At 54.5% G+C, this 23,570-nt stretch carries 18 protein-coding genes; 11 read left to right on the top strand and 7 right to left on the bottom strand.

From position 1 onward, the window contains the following. Nucleotides 1-75 precede the first annotated feature (75 nt). The 3 genes from SPI6313_RS18965 to SPI6313_RS18955 all read right to left on the bottom strand — a co-directional run bounded on the left by SPI6313_RS18965 (nt 76) and on the right by SPI6313_RS18955 (nt 5,097). Nucleotides 76-774 (bottom strand): ribonuclease HII, encoded by a 699-nt coding sequence (locus tag SPI6313_RS18965; protein WP_245788894.1) that lies wholly within the window; start codon nt 772-774, stop codon nt 76-78. Then, nucleotides 689-2,824, bottom strand: a complete 2,136-nt coding sequence (rne, locus tag SPI6313_RS18960; RefSeq protein ID WP_072622400.1) for a ribonuclease E — start codon at nt 2,822-2,824, stop codon at nt 689-691. Before rne ends, SPI6313_RS18965 begins: the two co-directional genes overlap by 86 nt. 1,076 nt (nt 2,825-3,900) lie before the next feature. Further along, nucleotides 3,901-5,097: a cysteine desulfurase family protein gene (locus SPI6313_RS18955; RefSeq protein ID WP_072622399.1), complete on the bottom strand. Its 1,197-nt coding sequence runs from the start codon at nt 5,095-5,097 to the stop codon at nt 3,901-3,903. A gap of 127 nt (nt 5,098-5,224) precedes the next feature. On the opposite strand from SPI6313_RS18955, the gene tadA reads away from it, so the two are divergent. The 10 genes from tadA to dnaX all read left to right on the top strand — a co-directional run bounded on the left by tadA (nt 5,225) and on the right by dnaX (nt 16,735). Next, entirely contained in the window at nt 5,225-5,716 is a 492-nt protein-coding gene (gene tadA / locus SPI6313_RS18950) for a tRNA adenosine(34) deaminase TadA (RefSeq protein WP_072623232.1), read from the top strand. 279 nt (nt 5,717-5,995) lie between these two features. Then, nucleotides 5,996-6,712 (top strand): lysophospholipid acyltransferase family protein, encoded by a 717-nt coding sequence (locus SPI6313_RS18945; RefSeq protein WP_072622398.1) that lies wholly within the window; start codon nt 5,996-5,998, stop codon nt 6,710-6,712. Then, nucleotides 6,687-7,472: a ribonuclease III gene (gene rnc / locus SPI6313_RS18940; RefSeq protein WP_217650666.1), complete on the top strand. Its 786-nt coding sequence runs from the start codon at nt 6,687-6,689 to the stop codon at nt 7,470-7,472. Before SPI6313_RS18945 ends, rnc begins: the two co-directional genes overlap by 26 nt. Nucleotides 7,473-7,878: 406 nt before the next feature. Then, nucleotides 7,879-8,430: an RNA polymerase sigma factor gene (locus SPI6313_RS18935; RefSeq protein ID WP_072622396.1), complete on the top strand. Its 552-nt coding sequence runs from the start codon at nt 7,879-7,881 to the stop codon at nt 8,428-8,430. Nucleotides 8,431-8,717: 287 nt separating this feature from the next. Then, complete coding sequence (locus tag SPI6313_RS18930) at nt 8,718-9,218, top strand: hypothetical protein (RefSeq protein WP_072622395.1); 501 nt, start codon at nt 8,718-8,720, stop codon at nt 9,216-9,218. A 257-nt stretch (nt 9,219-9,475) separates the two neighbouring features. Beyond that, entirely contained in the window at nt 9,476-9,994 is a 519-nt protein-coding gene (locus tag SPI6313_RS18925; RefSeq protein ID WP_072622394.1) for a hypothetical protein, read from the top strand. After that, nucleotides 9,991-10,809: a fimbrial biogenesis chaperone gene (locus SPI6313_RS18920; protein ID WP_072622393.1), complete on the top strand. Its 819-nt coding sequence runs from the start codon at nt 9,991-9,993 to the stop codon at nt 10,807-10,809. Before SPI6313_RS18925 ends, SPI6313_RS18920 begins: the two co-directional genes overlap by 4 nt. Before the next feature lie 6 nt (nt 10,810-10,815). Then, nucleotides 10,816-13,518: a carboxypeptidase-like regulatory domain-containing protein gene (locus tag SPI6313_RS18915; protein WP_175551185.1), complete on the top strand. Its 2,703-nt coding sequence runs from the start codon at nt 10,816-10,818 to the stop codon at nt 13,516-13,518. A 206-nt stretch (nt 13,519-13,724) separates the two neighbouring features. Further along, entirely contained in the window at nt 13,725-14,159 is a 435-nt protein-coding gene (locus SPI6313_RS18910) for a Fur family transcriptional regulator (RefSeq protein ID WP_072622391.1), read from the top strand. A 188-nt stretch (nt 14,160-14,347) separates the two neighbouring features. Next, nucleotides 14,348-16,735 carry a DNA polymerase III subunit gamma/tau gene (dnaX, locus tag SPI6313_RS24840; RefSeq protein WP_072622390.1) on the top strand — a complete coding sequence of 796 codons (2,388 nt, stop codon included), beginning with the start codon at nt 14,348-14,350 and terminating at the stop codon, nt 16,733-16,735. Here dnaX and SPI6313_RS18900 read toward each other — a convergent pair. After that, a complete protein-coding gene (locus SPI6313_RS18900) occupies nt 16,732-17,310 on the bottom strand; it encodes a hypothetical protein (RefSeq protein ID WP_139276698.1) in 579 nt (192 codons plus the stop codon). The genes dnaX and SPI6313_RS18900 overlap by 4 nt on opposite strands. Nucleotides 17,311-17,868: 558 nt before the next feature. Here SPI6313_RS18900 and SPI6313_RS18895 point away from each other — a divergent pair. Then, a complete protein-coding gene (locus tag SPI6313_RS18895) occupies nt 17,869-18,525 on the top strand; it encodes a hypothetical protein (RefSeq protein ID WP_072622388.1) in 657 nt (218 codons plus the stop codon). Between the two features lie 140 nt (nt 18,526-18,665). Here the strand turns inward: SPI6313_RS18895 and SPI6313_RS18890 are convergent, their stop codons facing one another. From SPI6313_RS18890 to SPI6313_RS18880, 3 genes are all read right to left on the bottom strand, one after another. Continuing rightward, nucleotides 18,666-21,596, bottom strand: a complete 2,931-nt coding sequence (locus tag SPI6313_RS18890) for a tetratricopeptide repeat protein (RefSeq protein WP_072622387.1) — start codon at nt 21,594-21,596, stop codon at nt 18,666-18,668. Next, on the bottom strand, nt 21,589-22,911 hold the full coding sequence (locus tag SPI6313_RS18885) for an NB-ARC domain-containing protein (protein ID WP_175551184.1): 1,323 nt from the start codon (nt 22,909-22,911) through the stop codon (nt 21,589-21,591). Before SPI6313_RS18885 ends, SPI6313_RS18890 begins: the two co-directional genes overlap by 8 nt. A 165-nt stretch (nt 22,912-23,076) precedes the next feature. Continuing rightward, nucleotides 23,077-23,511 carry a response regulator gene (locus SPI6313_RS18880; protein WP_072622385.1) on the bottom strand — a complete coding sequence of 145 codons (435 nt, stop codon included), beginning with the start codon at nt 23,509-23,511 and terminating at the stop codon, nt 23,077-23,079. Between the last annotated feature and the right edge of the window lie 59 nt (nt 23,512-23,570).

Genomic DNA, 23,570 nt, shown 5'->3' with positions numbered 1-23,570 from the left:
TGGGATCGGCATTTCGCTGCTCTGCCCAAGCTAGAGACCCAAGGGGCTGAAGCTGCCTTGTCTATGTTGAGACGTTTAGGGTGTGTTGCTGTGGATCTGGCAGGGTTTGAAGGAACGGCGATGGAGCGGCGACACACCATGCTCAGTCAAGGCCAAGCGATGTTTCGCAGTGCCGTAGCCTTTATTATTCGCCAAATCATACTGAGGATACCGCTGCGCTAACCGTTCGATCAGGCGATCGCGCCACACTTTCGCGATGATGCTCGCCGCAGCGATCGCAATTTCCTGTTGGTCGCCTTTAATGATCGCCGTTTGGGGCAGGGTCAGGCCGGGAATCGTAAACGTGCCGTCAACGTAGCAATGGTGGGGCGTAGGGGTAAGTCGCTGTACCGCCCTGGCCATGGCGGCCAGGGACGCTTGCAGGATGTTGCGGCGATCGATTTCGCGGGGGGTGGCGTAGCCGATTTTGACATCAGTGGCGATCGCCTGAATCTCAGGGACGTAGTGCGATCGCCGCTTGGCACTCAATTGCTTACTATCCCGCACGCCGCGATCGCGTAACTGCCCCCCTTGATCCGGCGTGATCAGCACCGCCGCCGCCACCACCGGCCCAAACCAAGCCCCCCGCCCCACCTCATCAACCCCCGCCACCACAGCCGGGCATGAGGCAAGGTCGAGGGGCGCAACCCTAGGAACCACTACGAGCCGAAGACCGACGGCGACGGCGACGAGTCCCGCCCCCTGCGCTTGTCCGTGGTGTGGACAAGGCCTCACTCTCCGGGGACACAGCCTCACTGTTCTTTTTCTTGGGCTTGCTCGAAGCAGCCGATGTGACCACAACCTGGGTCGATTCCTCGGCCTCTTCCTCCTCGGTTGAGGGTTCTGGTTCCTGTTTCACGGGGGCAGGGATTCCCTCGTGATCCACCGTTTCCTGAGCCGGCGGCGTAGTTGCTGCGGTCACGGGAACGTCAGGCAATTCAGTCACCGTCTCCTGAAACTCCTGGGCCGCTGCTGATGAGTCCACATCCGCCACCGACACCAAAACGGACTTGGGATCTTTCACCTCCCGCTCAATCCGAATCAGGGGAGAAACCCCCATCAGGGCGTAAATTTCCTGTTCCAAGGGGGTCATGGGCACGGTTACTTTTTCCGGAGGAGTGTATTCACGGCGTGACACTCGGCCGGAGGCGGTGCGATCGCGCTCTTGCCGTTCGGGTCGCTCTTGCCGTTCAGCACTATCCGTCACCCCAGAAGACGACTCTGCCTCAAAAGTTTCTTTTTCCGGCTCCCCATTTCGATTCGCATTCAAGCGCGGCTTTGTCCTGCTGGGGATACTGCTTGCACTGCCATTCGTGACACTCTCCCCGTCCCCAATGCGCCGCCGCCGCCGCCGCCGATTGCCGGTATTACCGCTGTCTTGGTAACTGGGATGATTGACCAAATCTAGCGATTTCTCATTCTCGCTTTCCCCATCAAACAGCGTTTCCTCCTCATCCTCACGTTTATCCAAAATCCGAGGCGTTTTGCTCACCGTGGTAGGAGTCGATGGGATCGACAACGGGGCGCGTTCTAGGGGGGTGTGGTCTGCCTCCCCTGGTAAACGCGCCAAATGCCCCAAGCCACCGCAATGGGGACATTCTTTGCCAAACAGTTCATAGAGGTTTTGCCCCTGGCGTTTACGGGTCAGTTCCACCAGTCCCAATTCCGACAACTGCGCAATTTGGGGGCGGGCTTTATCTGCCGCCAGGGCTTTGGTGAAATGTTCGAGTAGGGCCAATTGGTCGCGGCGCGAGTCCATATCGATGAAGTCCACCACCAAAACCCCGGCCAAGTTCCGGAGGCGCATTTGGCGGGCGATTTCTGTGGCGGCTTCGTAGTTCGTCCACAGCACCGTTTCGCGGGAGGTGGCGGAGCGGGTGAAGGAGCCGGAGTTGACATCAATGACGGTGAGGGCTTCCGTGGGTTCGATGATGATGTAGCCCCCCGACGGCAGATCCACCCGGGGTTTGAGGGCTTCACGAATCGCCGCATTGACGCGGAAAAATTCTAGGATCGGTAAGCGATCGCGGTGATGGTCAATTAAGACCCCTTCCGGGGCGCGACCCCCGCTCCAATTCCGGAGATGCTGCTTGACGCGCTTCACCGCCGCCGCTGAATCTACGACAATCCGGTTCACATCGGCGGTGTAGATGTCCCGTAACACCCGCTGGATAAAGTCATCATCGCGGTTGAGCAACATGGGCGGCCGGGCGGAACTTGCCTGGGTCTGCACCGATTCCCATTGCTTGAGGAGATAGTCCAAATCCTCTAAAATCTCATCTTCACCCTTGCCCTCGGCCTCGGTACGCACCAGCAGCCCCATCCCCGCCGGTTTAATCAACACCGCTAAAGCCCGCAGCCGACTGCGTTCTGCTTCACTTTCGATCCGTCGGGAGAGGTTCACCCCCCGGCCGTAGGGCATCAAGACTAGGTAGCGGCCCGGCATGCTGATGTTGCCGGTTAAGCGGGGGCCTTTGTTCCCCGTCGGCTCTTTCATCACCTGCACCAGCACTTTTTGCTGCGGGGACAGCAGTTCGGTAATTGCTGAGGCACTGCGCCGCAGCCGCAAGGGGCCCAGATCGGTCACGTGCATAAAGCCGTTGCGATCGCTGTCCCCAATATTGACAAAGGCTGCATCAATTCCAGGTAATACGTTTTCTACGGTTCCAAGGTAGATATCACTGACCTGTTGTGTACCTGTCGAGACAACAAGCTCTTGAATTTGATCTTCACTAAAAACAGCCGCGATCTGATGCTGTTCTGCAATAATAATCTGCTTAGGCATGCAAGCTCCTCGAAACGTGTAATGCTTCTCAACTCGCGCAGTCTAGATACCATCAAAACTGAGGTCAGTCTAGAACCGAGTGAGGACGAGCGAAAATAAAGAGGCTTAGGATTTCAGCCGTGATCACCACTGCATGAAACCTAGGCAATTGATTTTAATCATCAACAAATCTGGGCAAGATTAATCGTAGAACCGACTAAAATGAACCCATTTCAACCATCTCAATCTGGAAAATTTTCCGGGTTCACCGTTGTTAACTCCTGGGAATCAACTAAACATTGAACGGTGAGATAATGACTGAAACTGAAGTCGAGAGACCCCAAGTTTCCGAGCGATCCACACTTAACAAGGATAAGGTGGGAGATTCATACCACAAAACTGATGGGGGTAAGACTGGCGGAATGCTTTCATCGCTGAATGTCCGGGCAACTCCGAAGTGATGGTGATAGGAAATAACGGCCTCGTTATCTGCGACTCGCGCTCAAAACCATATTTTCGGAACGGGAAATTCTGTTGATTAAAGCATTTCTATACCACTATTCACTACCTCGCAAGGGCCGCTTTCCGCAGGTAATGTAGCGATCGCAGCGTTTTACCTGATCTGTCGGTGGCAGAATGAAATCGAAACGAGTGTGAGGTGACATATGGCCAACACTGTGCTGACGGAACAGAGCGGTCTATGCGCCTCAAGTGAGGACTTCATCATCGCATGAGGTTTTTGTTAAACCCCACGTTTAGGTGAGCGGCACGTCGCTGCTCCTGGACGATTCTGAACGGAACCGAGGAACAGTGAAATAACTCCTCTCGCGGTTTCCCATGGGAAAAACGAGACTTTTAGCAACTCGCGCAAAAACACTGCAACGTAATTTAGAGTTTGAGCGCTGGGCTATTCAGTATCACCCTAGTTGCGGGTTGACTCCATAGCAGAGGCTAAAAGTGACAATGCTGGCACAACGGGAAAACAAAGACCCCATCGGACGATTGTCTGGAAAACGGGGTGACGTGGTATTCACTCTGCCAGGGTATAACTCCGGAAATTACACTGATGCAGATTCTGACGCACGCTTACGTCCGTATTATAAACCATTCTTGAACGTTTCGTGTTGCTGGGGTGATTGGGGGGAGGAACGGAGGGCCGTGATTGTGGTTTGGACGGCGATCGCCACGCGATCAATCTCGGCTGCTGTTGTTTGACGACCGAGGCCAAACCGCAGCGAGGCAGCGGCGATCGCATCACTACGCCCCAGGGCCAGCAACACATGGGACGGGGCAGCATTGGTACTCGCACAGGCCGACCCCGACGACAGCGCCACCGTGGGCTGTAGCCCCAATAACAACGCCGCCCCATTCACCCCCAGAATGCTGATATTGAGATTTCCCGGTAGGCGTTGGGTGGGGTGACCATTGAGCAAGATCCCGTCAAGGGCTTGGATCTCCGTCCAGAGGCGATCGCGCAATTGCCGCAACCGTTCCCCCTCCGTTTCTCGGTGCTCCATGGCGATCGCCACCGCCGCCCCAAACCCGACAATCTGCGGCGTGGACAACGTCCCCGATCGTCGGCCCCGTTCCTGTCCCCCGCCGTGGAGTTGGGCCGCCAGGTTCACCCGTGGCCGTCGTCGCCGCACATACAGCGCCCCAATTCCCTTCGGGCCGTAGAGTTTATGGGCCGTCAACGACATCAAATCAATCTGCATCGCGACCACATCCAGGGGAATTTTCCCCAAAGCCTGAGCCGCGTCCGTATGGAACAGCACCCCCCGCTCGTGGCACAGTGCGCCGATCGCCGCCAAGGGTTGCACCACCCCGATCTCATTATTTGCCGCCATCACCGACACCAGCACCGTATCTGGGCGAATCGCCGCGCTCAATTCGTCCACATCCACCAGTCCATCCCCCTGCACAGGCAACGTCGTCACCTCAAACCCCAGCGCCTCCAAATAGGCGCAAGGATCGAGCACGGCGCTGTGTTCCGTGGCAACGGTGATAATGTGGCGACCCTGGGAAAAATAGGCCTCGGCAACCCCTTTGATTGCCAGGTTATTGGATTCCGTCGCGCCACTGGTGAAAATCAGTTCATCGGGGTCGCAGTGAATCGCGTCGGCTAGATGTTGGCGAGCCTGTTTAACGGCTGCTTCGGCCTCCCACCCGTAGAGGTGACCGTTGCTCGATGGATTGCCGAAGGATTCGGTAAAGTAGGGTAACATCGCCTCAACGACCTGGGGGTCAACGGGGGTTGTGGCATTGTGGTCGAGATAGATGGGGCGTTGACGCATGGGAACGAAGGCATGAGCATTGGTTTCATTGTAGAAAATGAAGCACAGGATGCGGGTTCGCCTGCTTGGGGGCGTGGGATTTGATCCATGGTGCTGGGGTTTAGCTTTGTTTCAGGGTGGGAAGGGAATGCGCTTTGAACTCGCACAATTAACGCCCGCCGCCTACGCTCACCATCGGTTTTGGATGGGGGAGGCGTTGGCGTTGGCGCGGGAGGCTGGGGCGGCGGGGGATGTGCCGGTGGGGGCGGTGGTGGTGGATCAGGGGGGGCATTGCTTGGGGCGGGCGGGAAATCGGAAAGAGCGCGATCGCAACCCCACCGCCCACGCTGAAATTCTCGCCATCCAACAAGCCAGCCACACCCGACAAGATTGGCATCTCACCCCCTGCACCCTCTACGTCACCCTCGAACCCTGCCCCATGTGTACCGGCGCGATTATCCAAGCTCGCCTTGGCCTGCTGGTCTATGGCTGTGATGACCCCAAAACGGGAACGGTGCGCAGTGTTCTCAATTTGCCCGACCATCCCTGCTCTAACCATCGCTTGCCCGTCCTCGCCGGGATTGAAGCCGCCGCCTGTCAAACCCTGCTCTCGGATTGGTTTGCCCAGCGTCGCGCTTGAGGACGGATGCTGAATTCACTGGGGCGATCGCTCACCGAATCCCGCTCACCGATCCCGCTCACCGATCCCGTTCACCGATTCTCTGTGTTCATGATTTGTTGATGCTCCGTAGAATTCCACTTGCGCAACTGTCCCCTTCTGGGGGTAGATCATCATGGGGGTGAGGGGCAAAACCCACCCTTAAACCCTGTTCGCTCCGTAAACTGGCACGATCGCACCCGTGAACTTCAGCCTGAATCCCTAGGCTGAAAGCAAGTCGAAGCCCCTTTGTAAACCGCCATGAACACCATTACCCCCTCAAAAATTTCCTCCCGTATTTCTCCCCTCTTTAGTGCGATCGCCTATCCCCTGGGCAATCAATTCGTGCTGCCCTACTACTTCGATCACATCTTCGTCACAGGTCAACACCATATTCCCAACCATGGCCCCGTCATCCTCGCCCCGACCCATCGCTCCCGGTGGGATGCGCTGATCGTCGCCCACGCCACGGGCAGAGGGGTCACAGGGCGTTACCTACGGTTTATGGTGTCGGCGGATGAAATGAGGGGGGTGCAGGGGTGGTTTATTCGGCAGTTGGGCGGCTTTCCCGTGGATACACGCCGCACTCATCGCACCAAAATGGCGAGCCTAGACCACACCATTGAACTGTTGCATCGGGGGCAAATGGTGGTGATTTTTCCTGAGGGGAATATTTTTCGAGACACCCAGGTGCAACCGATTAAACGCGGTGTGGCAAAAATTGCCCTCGACGCACAGGCACAGCGTTCTAACACCCTGCCGCCCGTGCAAATTGTGCCCATTGATCTGCACTATTCCGACCCCATTCCGCACCGGGGTACGGCGGTGCGCGTCACGATTGGTCAGCCCCTTACGGCGACGGACTACAGCAGCGATTCTGTGAAGGCCGGCTCAAAACAATTAACCCAAGACCTGGCAGCAGCATTGCAATCTCTGGGGTCACGGGTTTGCCGTGAAAAGTCTGCTCCGGCACAATGAGATACTAGAGATTAACTATCTCTTCCCTTGTGCGATCGCTGCCAATTTATTTATGCCTGCTTTGCCGTCTTTCCGTAACCCCGACTTGCTCCGTCAAGCTCTCACCCATAGTTCGTTTGCCCACGAAAGTAATACCCGTGAGGCCGATAATGAACGGCTGGAGTTTTTGGGAGATGCGCTGTTGACGTTTCTCTGTGGTGAATTTTTATACCACCATGAGCCGGAATTGAGTGAAGGGGATATGACGCGGCTCCGCACGACGATGGTAGATCGGGAACAGTTGGCGGAATTTGCGATCGCCCTCGGCATTGATGAGCAACTGCGCCTGGGAAAATCGGCTGAACAAAATGGAGCCCGCTTTAATCCGCGCCTGCTCTGTGGGGCGTTTGAGGCGATGTTAGGGGCCTATTACCTCGATTCCTATGATTTAGAAATTGTGCAAGATTTTATGACCCCGCTGTTTGAGCGGATTTTGACGGAGCTTTTGACTCCGCAACAAAACAGCATGGATGGGAAAAAAGCCGATCATAAAAGTCTCCTGCAACAGCACGCCCTCGCCGACAGCGATCGCAACCCCCAACGCGACCCACCCCGCTACTACACCGAACGGATTGGGGGGACGGATGATGCACCGTATTTTGAGGCCGAGGTGGCGATTGATGGGGTGGTCTATGGCAAAGGTCAGGGGCGATCGAAAAAAGAAGCCGAAAAAGCCGCCGCCAAAGCCGCCCTCACCGAATTTCTCACCGATGACGATTGAAAGCGGTGCAGTGAAGCCCCCACGCCTAACCTAAGATATTTAACCTGTCATGCACAACACCCTGAAAACATAGGTTGTGATGTTAAGTGACATACTCCCGACGCTCATGCTACGCAGAGAGCGCGGGCTTCTCCATCCCGTTGCCGCGACTTCGCGTTTTTGACTCAATAATCTGCTCCAATCCACCGATCTAGGTTTGTCAAGGTGGTGGCCAAGAATTATGAAGATTTTGGGGTGTGGGAGAAAATCTCCAGTGTTCTTGAGTATTAATTAAAGACACTTTATTAATTTTAACTGTATTCCTTCAGGAACATAACTGTCTGAACTCTTGAGGAGAGATTGAATAATGATTGCCTTGCGTGATGATGGTGAGCAAAGTGACGCTCATCCATCTGCTTCATCTAGAATGTCCACGGATGATGATCGAGTTTTTTGGTCGATGTGGTTGCAGCACGAAGCCGAGATTTACCGTTGCTGTTTGCGGTGGATGGGGAATAGACCCGATGCGGAGGATGCCTGGTCAGCAGCGATGTTAAGGGCAAAGGCGAAAGCCAAGCAGAGCAAGATTGATAATGAGCGAGCTTGGTTGCGCCAGTTGGCAAAAAATCTATGTATCGATCTCCATCGTCAGCGGGGTCGTCGGGCGGTAGTTTGTGGTGATTTTGATGCGATCGCTCCGTCAGGAGATGGGGAATATGGGCCGGGAGATCCGGTGAACTATGCCTTGCAGGCAGAGTTGATCACGTTCTGTTGGGAAGCGATCGCGGCTTTACCATCGAAATTGCGGGAGGTGATGGTGTTATGGGTGGAGGAAGATTGTTCCTATGGGGAGATTGGGGAGCGGTTAGGTCTTTCGACGGCAAATGTGCGGAAGCGGGTTTCCCAAGCGCGGGCGATTTTGCGTCGTCGGTTGGCGGAGTATGAGCGGGGCGTAAAGCATAAGAATGTGAATCAATGATCAGTGTTACCGTGAGTTAATTTGCAATTATTTTGTTGTTTTAATCAACTAACTCTTTGCCTTTGGTGGAGGGGATTTTCTCTGGTTTCTTGTGATTCATGAAATCCAAAAAAAAGCTTAAAATTGATTTTTTAATCTTGACGAATCAATATTTTGTGATATTTAGCACAATACATTAGTAATACTGCTCAATTGTGGTTGGCCCATCGACAGATTATTTTTTCACAAATGGATGACTTGAAACGTCTCCTAAGTAGAAAAGAAAAAAGCCCCTCGGAGGTTTGATCATGGTTCCTAAAATTCTGAATCGTCGTTTTGCTCTTGTTGCAAGTCTTGCCGTTCTCGGTGCTGTCACCTTCGCCCCCAAAGCCTCCGCCGTCACTGTTGATGTGATTTTTCAGGGTACGATCGCACCCACTTGTAACTTTGGAACACCTACTTTGCCTGCTGCGAATGTGCTGACGGCAACTGGAGATACATTTAATACAACTGCCCCTGGTACTGTTGATTTAACTTGTAATAGTGCAGCTAGTACCTTAGCAATTGCTGCTCCTGTTGCAGCGAATGCGGCAGCAACTGCACTCGGTGCGGCAACTGCTAGTAGCAGTCAAGTCACCGGAACAAACGTTAATAGTGGTACTGCTATTACAAATGCTGCTGGAGCAGTCGCGATTGGTCAGGTTATTACAAATGAAACCTTAAGTGTTGAAATGACATGGCAAGATGATGTTGCTATCCCGGCTGGTACATATCAATTTAGTGTTACTCTAACTGCTGTTGCTTTGTAGAATAATGTGTAGGTGGGCAATGCTCACATGCTCACCTTACTAAATCTATCAATTTTACAACCGGATTTCATGGGGTATTCCGCCGTAGTCAATGAGTAGGGTGGGCAATGCCAACCCTACTAAATTCATCAATTCTACAACCGAATTCTATACTACTTGTTTCTGCCAAGTAACGCCCCATTTTGGGGTTTCTACCTCCATTCCAATCCATAACAAAACCGTCAAACTGTGGGATAGGTTAACCGTTGCAACCATCCATGAAACTTTCCTTTTTAAAAACCCTCATCCCCCCCCTGAGTAGCATTTTCCTCACTGGTTTATGCCTCAGTGGGGGTCGTGCCTTGGCCTGCACCTTTAGCGGCCTCAGTAATGGCGCATTTGCCACGCCTGCCCTCCAACAAGGTTGGCTTGAATCTGCCAGCGCCATCGGCGGCGCTGGCACATCCGCCACCGTCATCATTAACTGCACCACCGCCAGCCAAATCAGCGCCGCCACCATCCAACACATTAGCTCCCCCACCAGCTTCAACACCGCCAATCCCAGTGCCAGAACCATTGTCCGCTACCCTGCCGATAGCAAAGTCCTCAACATTGGCACCAGTGGATTTAGCTCCGGTAGCGGTAATTGGGGATTGTCCAACTCTGCCGATTTCAACCTTCCCAGCAATACCAATGCCACTTTAGATGTCTCCCTCGTTGTCGGCTTCGCTGATAGCCGCGTCCTCCCCGCCGGTAACTACAGCTATACTGTCACCCTCACCGCCACATCACCATGATCAATCCCTTGCGCCCCTTCACCACCGGTCTCCTCCTTGCCAGCCTCCTCCTGTTCGGTGACACCGCTCAAGCCAATGTGGGCATCTCTCCGATGGTGATTGAAACCGAACTCCGACGCGGCCAAGCCCAAGGCATCATCAATATTAGAAACACAGGCGAAAACGACTTTCGCGCCCGCGTCTATACCAGCCCCTTCACCTACGACCCGGAAACCGGCATTCAATTCCTCGACTCCAGCCCCAACGACCTCACCCCCTACCTGCTCTTTTCCCCCCGTGAATTGCAAGTTCCCGGCTCCAACGAGCGGCGCATTCGCTTCATTGCCCGCATCCCCCCCAGCGCCCCCGATGGTGAATATCGCACGATGATCTTCACCGAAAACCTCCAAGCCACGATCCAAGAACAAGAACAAAGTGATGGTGATGTGGTGATTCGCACAACGATCGTTCCCCGCATCGGTGTAGCCGTTTATGTCCGCAAAGGCAACATCTCCCACGAACTCAGCACCCCCCAAGCCCGCTTTAACCCCGAAACCCAAGCCTTGCAGCTATTGGTGGAAAATACCGGCCTGGCCAGCGTCATCGCCCAAGGCAATTGGACCTTAAGCAAAGATGGCGAAACCCTCTACACCGGCCTTGGTATTCCCACAACCATCATTGCCAACGGGTCACGGTATCTCACGGTGGACTACAACACCGAAGCCAACCCCCTCACCCTCACCCCCGGCACTTACGAACTCTCAGGGCATCTCGGTTCTGGTGTGAACTACAACAGCGATCGCACCCCCTTCCGCGTCACCTTCACGATTCCCTAGCCCATAGTGAAACCCCATCACCATCCTAAAACCTGGTTGAGCAGTATCCTCGCCCTCCTGCTGCTCAACCCCTTGAGTATGGCGATCGCCCAACCCTCCCCAACCCCCGACGAACTCCCGATCATCGGCCTCAACCTGGGGAATCGCAACGTTAACCCCGGCGTATTCGTCCGGGGAGAAATCGACGAATTCACGGCCGTTGATTTTGAGAATTGGCTGATTCCCTACGATGCGGTGCTAGAGGTGTTGCAAATTCGCACCACCGCGATCAGCGCGACCGAAATCGAACTGCGATCGCCCTACAAAGTCCTGCGCCTCGACCCCAACGACATTCGCCAAGACCCGGAATTGGGCCGCGTCTTTTCCGTGGCTGAAATCCGCGATCGCTTCGAGATTGGTGTCGAATTTGATGCCTTTGACTATGCGATCGTCTTTGATGTGCCCACCGTGAACGCGACGCGCAGTAGCCGTCGTGAACCGCCCCTGGTCAGTTTGGCAGGCCTGCCCGTGGTGCGATCGCCCTCCTTTGGTTTAACCCTCATCGAGCCAAACCTCACCTTTGACAAAACCAAAGACTCCGACTGGCAAAATCGCAGCGAACTCCTCGCCGTCGGCACGATGTTCGGCAGTAGTTGGTTTGCCCGGATTAACCCCGGCAATCTCCTCGATGGCGACCCCTGGCAACTGGCCGAATTTCAAATCTTGAACCAAAGCGATCGCGCCGACTACTTTTTCGGTTCCCAGCCCACCTTTTGGCGCGGCCAAACCCCCGGCGATTTTTGGGGCACAACCACCATCCAACGCCGAGGCTTCACCCCCTTCTCCTACCGCAACATCAGCGGCGGCGCGAACCCCACCCGCCGCCTCCAACCCAACCAAGTCACCGCCACGATCAACGGCCGCGCCGAACCCGGAACCCTCGTCCAACTCGTCACCAACCTCCAGCAGCGCGATGTGTGGGATGAAGAACTCGTCGATGGTTCCGGGGTCTATCGGTTTACTGATGTCCCCGTGGGACGGGATGCGCCGCGCAACTATTATCTGCTTCTGTTTCCCAACGGTTCCCTCGCCGCCGAGCCGGTCATCGAAGCAGCCGAATTCACCCTCCTGCCCGAACAACTCCCCACCGGCGCATCAGCCCTGATCGCGTCTAGCGGTTGGCGACGCATCCGCAAGCCCGATAAATTTATTGGGGAATTTCAGGGGTTAAGCGGCGGTGTTGCCTACCGTTACGGCATCAGTGAAGACCTCACCCTTGGTATCGGCAGTGTTTATGATGGCGACCTCTACGGCTTGGCAGAACTGTTTTATCAACCCAAGGGTACGCCCCTGCGCGTTGCCATTTCGGGGTTAATGAGTACTGATAGTGATGTGGATGCGGAGGTGGTGTGGGATCAGCAGGACTTGTATATCACGCTGAACACGAATTTAGACCGCACACAATATAGTTTGAATTGGGAAGTGCTTGCGGGGCTGCGGTTGTTCAGTCGGGGCACTTGGGATGATTTTGCCCGGTTTGGGGTGCAATATTCCACCTCTGGCCGCTTGGCTTCAACGATTTTGGGGTTGAATTGGCAGACGGATGCTCGAACAGATTGGCTCTTGTATCAACGTCTTGATCAGTGGACGCTGACCCATCGTGGCGACGATCGCAGCGATCGCCTCACCACCGACACCCAACTAGACTATCGCCTCAACCGTACTAATCAGTCTGATTTTCTCGCCCTGGGTCTTGAAACCGAGTGGGTCGAGGGCGGGCAAGGTCGCACTGCACAAGATAATTACCTCTTAACTGCCGGATGGCACTATAAATCCCGCGATCGCAATGACATCGGCCAATCCCTCTGGCAAACGGAACTGGGTTATGGCGTGAGCGCGAAAAGCCACGGCCCCTATGCCCTCATCGGTACGACGGTGGTTCCTGGCCTGTTTCTCGAAGCCCGCTACGAAGTGGTCACCCTCCGCGCCAATCAAAACCGTTTCACGTTTCAACTACGCTCTAGTTTAGGAGTGCAGCCGGGGTTTGGGCCCGGTGAACGCCGTCCCGAACGGTTACGCACCGAAGGTGGGATATTAGTGCAGCCGTTCTATGATTTTAATGGTAACGGTGAGCGCGACGCGGGGGAATCTCTGTATCAGGACAGTGTTGATTTTCTGATTGTCGATCATGAAGTAGTGCGATCGCAAGACCTGTATCAGGAAGGCGATCGCCTCCTCTTGCCCCTCAGTGCCGGATTCCATCGCATCGACCTCGAAGAGGCCGGATTTCCCCCGGATTTCCAACCGACCATCACCAGTTTTGCCGTCGAGGTGGCAGAGGGCAGCTACACCCCGTTTCCGATCCCCTTGCAGGCATCCTATACGCTGATGGGAGTGGTGACGAATGCCGACGGGAACCCAGTCGCTGGGGCGCGAGTCGAAGCCGTGGATGAACAGGGCGAGATCGTCAGTTTTTCAATTACCAACAGCGCCGGGGTGTATTATCTCGAACAGCTTCGCCTTGGAACCTATCGCATCAACATCAACGGTCAAGCCGTGGGCGATCGCAATCAAATCATTTTCAACCCGAACTCAGACACCCTCGAAGAATTGAACCTCCAAACCCCTCCCCCCAATAACGACAGGTCTCAACGCCGCACCTCAAAACGCCGAAAAATCATCTCTCTTCCCTATCGCCACCCCGCCGATCAGGTCGGCACGCTGCCCTGATCGGCGGGGTGATTTAGCTCTGCTCTGATTGAGGCTTCGCCCTGCAAGTCAGACTCAATCTTAGATAGGATTAAGATAAGTATAAATCTAAAGAAATTCTAACCTTTCTTCGGGTCTAAAATGGACGCGATAGGATCAGAGTTTATGATGCAAGGCTCCCCCCGAACGATAGCCCTACCTTGAAAAGGATAACGAACGAAAACACCATGGTTTCAAAAGCAGTGGCGGGTCAAATTCGCGATCGCATGAAAGCCGAAGGGCTGCGGATTACGCCGCAACGGTTTGCGGTGTACAACAGCCTGCTGTCTCGCACGGATCATCCCACGGTGGATCAGATCCTCGACACGATCAACGAAGAAATCCCCATTGCCTCGAAAGCCAGTGTGTATAGTGCGTTGAACATTCTGCGAGAAGTGGGACTCGTGCGTGAGGTGCTCCTGGAAGCAGGGGTGACGCGCTACGATGCCAATGTGAGTTCTCATCATCACTTTGTTTGCCAGGGTTGCGGCGCGATCGCGGATATTCCCTGGGATGCGTTGAGCGATCGCCTCGACCTCAGCAAAATCCCGGCATCGCTCCACGCCACCAGCTACGAAGTGACGGTGAAAGGCTTCTGTGGGGACTGTCGTCAAAACCCTTAGACAGTAAAGTGATCGGCTTCGCGACAGATTGCAACACAACCGCTGTAAAGTAGTACATAGAATCTAAACTGAACCTCGGCCGAGGCTGCTGATCAGCCCCGGTTTCATCCTGCGATCGAGGTGCTGAATTCAGCGCCGACCGGCCCAATATTTTGGGATAATAACCGAGCGACTCCGCCATTGCCCCCATGCCCTACGAACCGCTCCATCATAAGTATCGCCCCCAAACCTTTGGGGAATTGGTGGGCCAAGAAGCGATCGCCCAAACTTTGACCAATGCGATTTTGAGCGATCGTATTGCCCCCGCCTACCTCTTCACCGGGCCGAGGGGAACCGGCAAAACCTCCTCCTCCCGCATCCTCGCCAAATCCCTCAACTGCCTCACCGCCGGCAAACCCACCCCCACTCCCTGCGGCCACTGTCAAACCTGCCTAGAAATCGCCCGTGGCTCTGCCATGGACATCATCGAAATCGATGCCGCCAGCAATACCGGCGTGGACAACATCCGCGAAATCATCGAACGCGCCCAATTTGCCCCCGTCCAATGTCGCTACAAAGTCTACGTAGTGGACGAATGCCTAACAGGGGACACGCTTGTCTTAACTGAGCAAGGGTTATGCAGGATTGATAATCCAGAGATTCAAAATCAACGGGTTCTCAGTTACAACGAACGCTCTGGGCATTGGGACTATCAAAAAGTCGTTCGTTGGCTTCAGCAAGGTGTTAAAGATACCATAACAATCAAAACTCGCAACACAACAATTTCCTGTACTAGTAATCATTTAATCAGGACAGATCAAGGCTGGAAACCAGCCAAAGAAATCACACCAGGGATGAAAATCGTATCCCCAAGTTCGTTGCCGATTTGCGACCCTACAGTATTGCCGCAATGGCATACAAATTTCGAGAATGTTGAATCCGTGACACCCGGACAAGCGGCTCCTGTTTATGACATTGAAGTGCAGCATAATCATAATTTTGTCGCGAATGGTTTGCTGGTGCATAACTGTCACATGCTCAGTACGGCGGCGTTTAATGCCCTGTTAAAAACCCTCGAAGAACCGCCCGATCGCGTCGTTTTTGTCCTTGCCACCACTGATCCGCAGCGGGTGCTAAATACGATTATTTCCCGGTGTCAGCGGTTTGATTTTCGGCGGATTCCCCTGGATGCGATGGTGCAGCATTTGGGTGCGATCGCTCACACCGAAACCATTGCAATTGCCCCCGATGCCCTCACCCTCGTGGCTCAAATTGCCAACGGAGGGTTGCGGGATGCGGAAAGTTTGCTCGATCAATTGAGTTTGCTCAGTGGTGAAATTACCGCCGAGAAAGTGTGGGATCTGGTGGGAGCCGTGCCGGAGCGGGATTTGCTGTCCCTGTTGCAGGCGATTCGCAGCGACAACATTGAAGCGGTGTTGTCCAATTGTCGGCACTTGCTCGATCGCGGTCGAGAACCCTTGATCGTGTTGCAAAATTTAGCGTCGTTTTATCTGAATTTATTAATTGCCAAAACCGCAGCCCAACGGAGTGATCTCGTCGCGGTGACGGCTCCCACCTGGCAAGCCTTGGTAGCAGAGGCGCAACAGTGGCACGTTGCCACCATCCTCCAGGGCCAACAAAAACTCAAAGACAGCGAATATCAGATCAAACAAACAACCCAGCCGCGCCTTTGGCTAGAAGTTGCGCTCTTGGGTCTGTTGCCGTCGTCTTTAGTGCAAGTTGCGGCGACGGTTGGCGCTGCCCAACCCGCTCCAGCAAACCATCGCCCCTCGACAACTCCCGCAACCCCCGCGCCACCATCCGCCACACCCCAGCACCCGCAGCCGCAGGTCTCACCACCCCAACCAGCACCTGCCCGCAACACTCCGGCAACATTCCACATTTCCACCTCCAGTCTGGCAACTCCAGCCCCACCGGCCCCCACAGTGAATCCAGCCTCAACCTTCACCGTTAACCCAAACCCATCGAAGGCCCCTGAACCCTCGCCGCCACAACGGCACACCACGCCATCCGGATCAACCGACCCGGATGCAATCCTGCAACAACGGCTCCAAGATACGTGGAAACGGGTATTAACAACATTAGAGCCGCCTTCGACTCGGAGTTTGGTGAACCAGCATTGTACGCTGTTGGATTTTGATATTGAAGATGCGATCGCCCATCTGGGGGTGTCGTCGCAACCCTTGCTCAAAATTGCCGAAAGCAAAGCCCCCCAAATTGCGATCGCCTTTGAGCGCGTCTGGGAGCAAAAGATCACCATCCAATTCCAAGTCCGGGGCAAACACCAGCCCGCTCACGCTGCGCCCACCGTTGCGCCCTCACCGCCCCCGGTGCAGGTTGCCCCAGCCCCGCCCAGTTCGCCCCCGATGCAGGTTGCCCCAGCCCCACGCCCCCCGGAGCCGCTCCCCGCCCCGCCCCGTCCCCCAGCCCCGACCATCAGCGATCGCCCTGTTAACCCTCCCGCCCCAGCCAACCCTGACCCCTCCCCGCCTGAACCCGTTAACCCGTCGGATCTAGAGGCGGCGGTGCAGGACTTTGCAAAAGCATTTGAGGGGGATGTGATTGATTTGCTTTAGGGAGATGGGGCCGATCGCACCGCTGGCGGGAGATAGTGGCCATTGTGGTAATGCCAGCCGGTTAACTCGTGGAGATATTCCGGGATCGAGAGGCGGCGTAGGGAGGCATTGTGATCTAAGTTGTAGGGGTTGATGCCAAAGCGGCGACAGAGTTCGATCTCGCTCAGGGAGGAGGGAACCGTGGCACTGCGGGGATCATCATGGGTGGGGTAACTGTCCACGTCGATCCAACGGGCATCGTTATGGCGCTTGAGGGTTTCGACGTGGATTTCTACCACGTCCATTTTTGCTTCGATGCGGGCGAGGCGGTGATGGGTGGCGATCGCCTGCTGTTGCCAAGGCATCATTTTGTGATCAATCACGGCATCCACCCGCGCATTCACCACCTCCGCTGCACCCTGGGGCGATCGCACCGCTGCGAGATAGCCTTGAATGAAGGCGAGTAATGTCCCGGAAACTGTTTCTCCCTGGGCTTCAACGCGGGTCTTGAACTCTTGCCACGCAGCATAGGGAATCATAAACGTCGCTACGACGGGATCTTCAGGGTGACGCTGTCTTGCCTTTTTCGGTGTCACAGGAACTCAAAAAAAATGACCAGTTTAGTGGGGTATGCCCGACATCTTCCCGCCATCGTAACCGCAAACCGGACTAAGCCGGATCAGAATCGATGCCAGTTGACATCCTTTCCGCCACTGACTGTGCCATTGGGGACGGCAAGTTCTTGTGGCGCGATCGCCTAGCTCGCTGCCCTGATGAGGGGAATTATGCAGGCCAGGCCAATCGTTGCACGGTTATGTATAGCACTAGCCAGAGCGGTTAGGATATTCAGAGACTCTGGAACCAGGGGCTTAAGTCCCTTGCCTGTCCTAACGCACTTGTTGATTGCTATATCAGCAGTAACCTAATCCCCAAGCTCAAGCGCCACAAACCCGGTGCTGAACATCCGTATACTTAGGAATATGGGGGACAAAAAAGTATTTAATCTTACAGTTTTCAGTCTTGGAATCCGTAAGGCTACGGATGTGATGCCCAGCTTAAACTCTAAATTTGTCCAAGGGGGCTGGAGAGTTGTTTGACAAAGTTGAGACGAATAAAGATAAATTAATTCAAACTACCTCTATATACCTACCCCCATGAACGTGGATAAATTGGACACAGCTCGACGCATCGAAAATATTGAACTGATTCGGGATATCCTGTTCGGGCCGCAGTTGAAGGAGTATAGTAATCGACTCCAAAACCTAGAAAATGCCCATAAAGCGTTGCGTAGTGAGACGGCCAGTACCATTAAGGACGTGCGGGAAGACCTCAATAAGCGCACGGATGAGATCAAGCAAATTTTGAAAGAGTTTCAGATTGCGGTGCGGACGATTCGGGATGATTTAAAATCGTCGCGATCGGATGATGAAACCGAAAAGCATGAAATGCGTGAACAGCTTGATCGGTTTGGGAAGCGGTTGGCAAGCAATATTTCCAATCTCGATGAGACGATCGATAAGCAAGTTAGCTCACTCCGGGATGATTTGCTGTCGAGTCACCGCAAGCAACAGGCGGATCTGATTGCGGTGCGGGCTGAGTTGTTTGAGGAGTTAGAGAAGCGCATCACGACGCTGTCATCGGCGAAGGTGACGCGGGAAGATATGGCCGAATCGTTCTTTGAGTTGGCGTTGAAGCTGAAGGGAACGGAACTACCACCGACATCGCTGCCGGAGTCGAAACCGGTGGCGAGTCAACGCTATGTGATGCCGGAACCCAGCCCAACAAAAGAAACGGAGGCGAGCGAAGAATAACGGCGATCGCACCGCTCGCCTCGTTGTGGGTGTGTCAGTCGTGACATGTTTTCATTGGTGCGTTACGGTGGATTGTTAAATTACAGTTATAGCCTATGTTTTAGCCACCTAACGCACCCTATATAAAACCTCATTTTAGTTTAACTGCGATCGCGTAACACCTTCAACCCGAAGGAATACTTGCTCAAAAAGTCGTGCACAGTTTCCAGAACAGTTTGGAAGAAGCTGGGGTTGAGGGTTTGCTCCAGTTGGCGATAGGTTTCGAGTTCGGGAATGTTGAGATCGGCGGCGATCGCGATCGCTTGCTGGCAGTGGGTGCGGGCGACGGTGACATCGCCCACCTGCTGGTGAAGTTGCGCCAGGTTGTGGAAAATGGCGGCTTCGAGGTGGCGTGCTCCGATAGCCTGGGCAATGGTAAGGGATTCGCTGAGGCTGTTGCGGGCTTCGGCGTAGTCTTCGAGGGCGAGATAACTTTCGCCCAGGTGACAGAGAATGCGGGCAATTTCAGCGCGATCGCCCAATTCTTGCGCAATGGGTAGACTTTGGCGTAGGTGCTTCACCGCTTGGGTATAGTTTCCCATCAAACAGTAGGTTACGCCCAGATTCCCCAACGCCGCCCCGACCCCCGCTTGATCGCCATTGGCACGGGTGAGATTCCAGGATTGTTGATACAGGGACATGGCGCGATCGTAGTCGCCGATCGCATTGTAGGCACTGCCGAGGTGACCCAGCCAGCGACTTTCTTCGATCACATTTTGATGTTGGCGGGTGATTCGGAGTGCCTTTTGGAGAAAGGAAATGGCTTTGGGATATTGCCCCAGGGCAAAGTAGGCCGCCCCTAAATTACCAATCGCTTTACTTTTACCGATGGAATCACTGAGATGTTCAGCAATCACTAAATATTCTTCAAAGTAACCGATGGCGGTGGTGTAGTGACTCAAGGCCAGGTTGATACTGCCAAGTTGGGCGATCGCAGTACCATATTGCGCCTGATTGCCTGATGCTTCGCTGAGGGTTTTTAGTTCTTCAAATGTGGCGATCGCATTGTAATATTCCCCTAAATAACTATAGGCATTACCGACGTAAAAAAGTGCCTGGGCCACCTGTTTTTGATTCGGTTCCACCTGCCGCTGTTCGAGGGGTAAAAACCGCTGGAGATAATCCAAGGCATGGTTATCATCCCCCAATTCTCCATAGGCACAGCCTAAATCAAACAGGGCTTGGCGCAGGGCATCGGGTGGGGCATCACTGCCAATTAAGGTTAAATATTCCTGGAGAATCGTAATCGCCTGGGGGTGATTTCCTTGATGGGCATGGGTATCACCGAGATAAAACAAAGCCGCTTCAAGGGTTTTTGTATTATTGGGACTGGGTGCTTGAATCAGATTTAAATATTGCTGAAGATAGCGAATTGTTTCCTCATCATCCGCGAGTAAATAGGAAATTTTACCGAGGACAAATAGCGTCGTTTCAATATCTTGGGGATCATCAATGGAATCGGCCAGATTGAGATAAATTTGCAGATAGTCGCGGGCGGGTGGGAGGTCTTCGAGGGCATAGTAGGCCGTGCCCAACTGTAGACAGAGCAGGGCCAATGTGGCATCATCGGCTTCTGTCCATTGGCGATGATCGTGGTATTTCTGGAGGTATTCGACGGTTTTGCGGTAGTCTTGCAGTTCGTAGGCGGCGATGCCGAGTTGGAGAAAGGCCTGCTGCTGTTCGAGGGGGTCGGGATTGGGCGATCGCAACAAATACTGCTCTAAATACACCAGAGCCGACGCAAAATTCCCCTGCTTAAACAGGGCCGTACCGAGGGCAAAATTGACCACAGCGGCAAGGGGCGGTGCTTGGTGTTTTGAGACCCAACGCTGGGCCTGTTCGAGGGGGGCGATCGCTTCGGAATAGTGCTGCTGATCATAATAAGCCAACCCCAGATGCACCCAGGATTCTGGCCCGGTAATCTCCGGCTCCGTGGCGAAATATCGCTCCAACATAGCGATCGCCTCTGGTGCTTGCCGCTGATGATAATAGGCATTTCCCAAGAGTTGATACACCTCCGCTGGGGGTTCAATCTCCTGGGGAGCGATCGCCTCTAGATACGCCTGTAAATAGGTCACCGTTGGCCCATAGTTTTGGAGCGCGGCTTGACTTTTGCCCAAATGCAGCAGCGTCGTGGCGAGGGCGGGGGCGTTTTCCTGCTGCCGCACGATGGGTAAATAGGCGTGGAGGTATTGGCTGGCAATGTCGTAATGCTTCAGGTGATAGTGAGCATTACCCAAATTCGCCAAGGTGGCCCCGTCTCCTGGTGTTGCCTCTGACCCTTTCACCAGGTCTAAGCATTGTTCGAGGTAGGCGATCGTTTGGGGGTAGTCTTGGCGGGCATAATGGGCATTACCCAAGTAAAGATAGGTGCTACCCAGAGAGCCGCTTGGGCCGGTGGGGTTGGCTTCGATCTGCTCAAGGTATTGTTCGAGGTAGTGAACCGTTTGGTCGTAGTCTTGCAAGGCGTAGTAACTCGCGCCGAGGCCGTAGAGGCAGAGGGTGCGCAGTGGGGGGGCGGCGTGGTCAACCAAGGCAGCGTAGAGGGCGATCGCTTCCGAAAAATAGCCCCATTCCCGCAATTGCACATGGAGCGGTGTCTGGTGTTCAACGGGAACAAGGAGCAATTCTCCCGCCTCATCCCACGCCTTTAATTCCCGAAAATGTTCAAACGCTTCTAAATAATTCCGCACCCGCTCCAGCCCTGAATCACTGGCCGGGGTTGCATAGAGTTGCAAATAGTAAAATGCCCAGCGAATATGGGAAATTTCACTCAGGCTATAGTCCCCAAAAAGGTCGCGGAGGCTGGGGGGCGTGGGTTCGGCTTCAATCTCTGCCTGTAACCCACTCCAATGCTGCACGCAGGCAATGAAACGGGCGAGACGGGATACGGAGAATGGGTCGCTGGGGGATTCCTTCGGTTCCGGTTCGCCGGCTAAATAAAATTGGCCGGAGTCGGATCGATACCGAGTCCGGAGGGCATCGGTTACCGATAATTCACGCAGTTTGATGTCTGGATCGAGTTCAGCCACGCTCTACCTCAGGGGGATGGGGTGGGGTTGTCTTGAGGATAATTTTACGCAGTAAGGGCGGGATGCGATAGTGGGGCACGGTATTCATGGTGATGCTTTCGAGCCAAAAGCGATCGCGCAACATCGCCATTGTGCTGGCCTGGACTTCCGGCTCCACTTCCCCGATCAGGAATTGCCACCCCTGTTCACTGGCAAACTGCCGATTGGTCGCCCCCATACAGAGGAGTTCGTAGGCGAGGGGCATCTGTTGGGCCAGGCGTTGACTAGCCCGCTCTAGGAGGGTCAGCACCCAATCACTCAGGCTGCGGGTGGGGGTGGGGGTCGCAGCCTGATCGGGGTTCGTGGCGGCAATTTCGTATTCATAGCCGTAGTCTTGCCAATAGGCCCGGATGTTGCCGCTGTAGGGTCGGCTGCGAATTTCCCCAGCGATGATTTTGAGGGCGAGGGGATGGCCGTGATAGGTGCTGTGGATGGTGCGCAGACAATCGCGATCGCTGGCCGTCGCCAAGGGTACGCCCCACTGTTGAAATAAGGTGGCGATCGTCGGGAGATCGAGGCCATCGAGGTCTAATTGCTGGCAGCGGGGGGAGGGGAACAGGGGCGGCGTTTCTACCGTGAGAATCAGGCGCGATCGCATCTCCTCCCCCATCACCACTTGCGCCAAGAGTTCCTGCACCGCACTACTGGGCACACCGTTAAACCCATCCAACCACAGCAAACAGGGCTGCGATTGCAACTTCGCCCCAATCGCCTGCACCAATGCCGACACCCCACCCGCCTGCTGCGCCCGATGGGTGAGGGCTTCCCCCAGCACCTGCCGCCCGATCGCCACCAACTCCAACGCCGCCTGACTGACATTCACCGCCAACACCAGCGGATAGGCTTCCCGCAAGGCCGGATCAGAGATCAATGCTTGGGCGAGGGTGGTTTTGCCGATCCCCGCCATGCCCGCGATCGCCACCACCCAGGTATCTCCCTGAAGTTGCTGCTTTAGTTGGTCTAACACCGCCGCCCGCCCAAACCCCAAGGGCAGCGGCTCCGGCTGCACCTCTGTCTCCTCCCTTAGGTCCGTGCGCACCGTCTCAAGATCATCCCGCTGCACCCGGAGATCAAAGGCTTGGAACAGGGTCTTGATTGTTTTGAGGTCACACCCCTGCTGACGATAGAGAATCTTAATCGTTGTTTCGACCGGCAACTGAGCCGTTTGGGCAATTTGACGCGAATTGACCCGTAAATTTTGCGCTTGGTAATGGGATTGAATGGCTTGGGACAACCGTTCAGACCCGGCATCAGTCAGCAAACTTCGTCGTTTCACACGGGGAGTTGGGGCCATTGTTGAAGGGTATCAATCACGGGGCAGCAGTGCATTATTCTAGCGATCTGCGCCACACCTTGCGCAAGGCCACCTTCGACTACTTTAAAGCGATCGCACCTCACTTTTCGGAATGATTCCGGAAATTCCGCCACTTTCTGCCTCAATTTAGCTCACAGCAGGAATCATCAAGCCCTGGACAGAGTTAAACGGGTGGGGCAGCAAGGCGCGAATCCGGAGACTTAACGAGCGGCGATCTAGAGGCTTCTGCATCACATCACTGCCCCCCACTTTACGACTCAGCGCCTGAGATTTTTGACTCTGTTCCACCGTTGTAAAAATAACGGGAATGGGAGCCGTTTTGTGATTTTCCTTTAAACGGCGACAGACTTCTACCCCAGCAACGTCGGGTAAATACAAATCCATTAAAATCACATCAGGTTGATGATCGTTCACGAGATCTAAAACCTCTTGCCCGCAGGCCGCTTCAATGGTGCGAAACCCCTCAAACGCCAGCAAATCCGTTGCTAAACGCCGCAATAAGCAGTGATCATCTACCACAAGGACAACCGGAGCAGCAGGTAAGGATGGGGTATTTGGCATGATGTCAGTCTAGGAAGTCTGCCCTAGTATCACTAATTTTTGGAGGCGATTACCTCTGT

This window comes from Spirulina major PCC 6313 (assembly GCF_001890765.1).
Lineage (GTDB): Bacteria > Cyanobacteriota > Cyanobacteriia > Cyanobacteriales > Spirulinaceae > Spirulina > Spirulina major.
This window is presented reverse-complemented; position numbering and strand designations above follow the sequence as displayed.

Excerpts from the sequence above, each read along its gene's own strand:
- rne (WP_072622400.1), bottom strand. The coding sequence starts at position 2,824 with ATGCCTAAGCAGATTATTATTGCAGAACAGCATCAGATCGCGGCTGTT.
- SPI6313_RS18955 (WP_072622399.1), bottom strand. The coding sequence starts at position 5,097 with ATGCGTCAACGCCCCATCTATCTCGACCACAATGCCACAACCCCCGTT.
- tadA (WP_072623232.1), top strand. The coding sequence starts at position 5,225 with ATGCGCTTTGAACTCGCACAATTAACGCCCGCCGCCTACGCTCACCAT.
- SPI6313_RS18945 (WP_072622398.1), top strand. The coding sequence starts at position 5,996 with ATGAACACCATTACCCCCTCAAAAATTTCCTCCCGTATTTCTCCCCTC.
- SPI6313_RS18935 (WP_072622396.1), top strand. The coding sequence starts at position 7,879 with ATGTCCACGGATGATGATCGAGTTTTTTGGTCGATGTGGTTGCAGCAC.
- SPI6313_RS18930 (WP_072622395.1), top strand. The coding sequence starts at position 8,718 with ATGGTTCCTAAAATTCTGAATCGTCGTTTTGCTCTTGTTGCAAGTCTT.
- SPI6313_RS18925 (WP_072622394.1), top strand. The coding sequence starts at position 9,476 with ATGAAACTTTCCTTTTTAAAAACCCTCATCCCCCCCCTGAGTAGCATT.
- SPI6313_RS18920 (WP_072622393.1), top strand. The coding sequence starts at position 9,991 with ATGATCAATCCCTTGCGCCCCTTCACCACCGGTCTCCTCCTTGCCAGC.
- SPI6313_RS18910 (WP_072622391.1), top strand. The coding sequence starts at position 13,725 with ATGGTTTCAAAAGCAGTGGCGGGTCAAATTCGCGATCGCATGAAAGCC.
- dnaX (WP_072622390.1), top strand. The coding sequence starts at position 14,348 with ATGCCCTACGAACCGCTCCATCATAAGTATCGCCCCCAAACCTTTGGG.
- SPI6313_RS18895 (WP_072622388.1), top strand. The coding sequence starts at position 17,869 with ATGAACGTGGATAAATTGGACACAGCTCGACGCATCGAAAATATTGAA.
- SPI6313_RS18880 (WP_072622385.1), bottom strand. The coding sequence starts at position 23,511 with ATGCCAAATACCCCATCCTTACCTGCTGCTCCGGTTGTCCTTGTGGTA.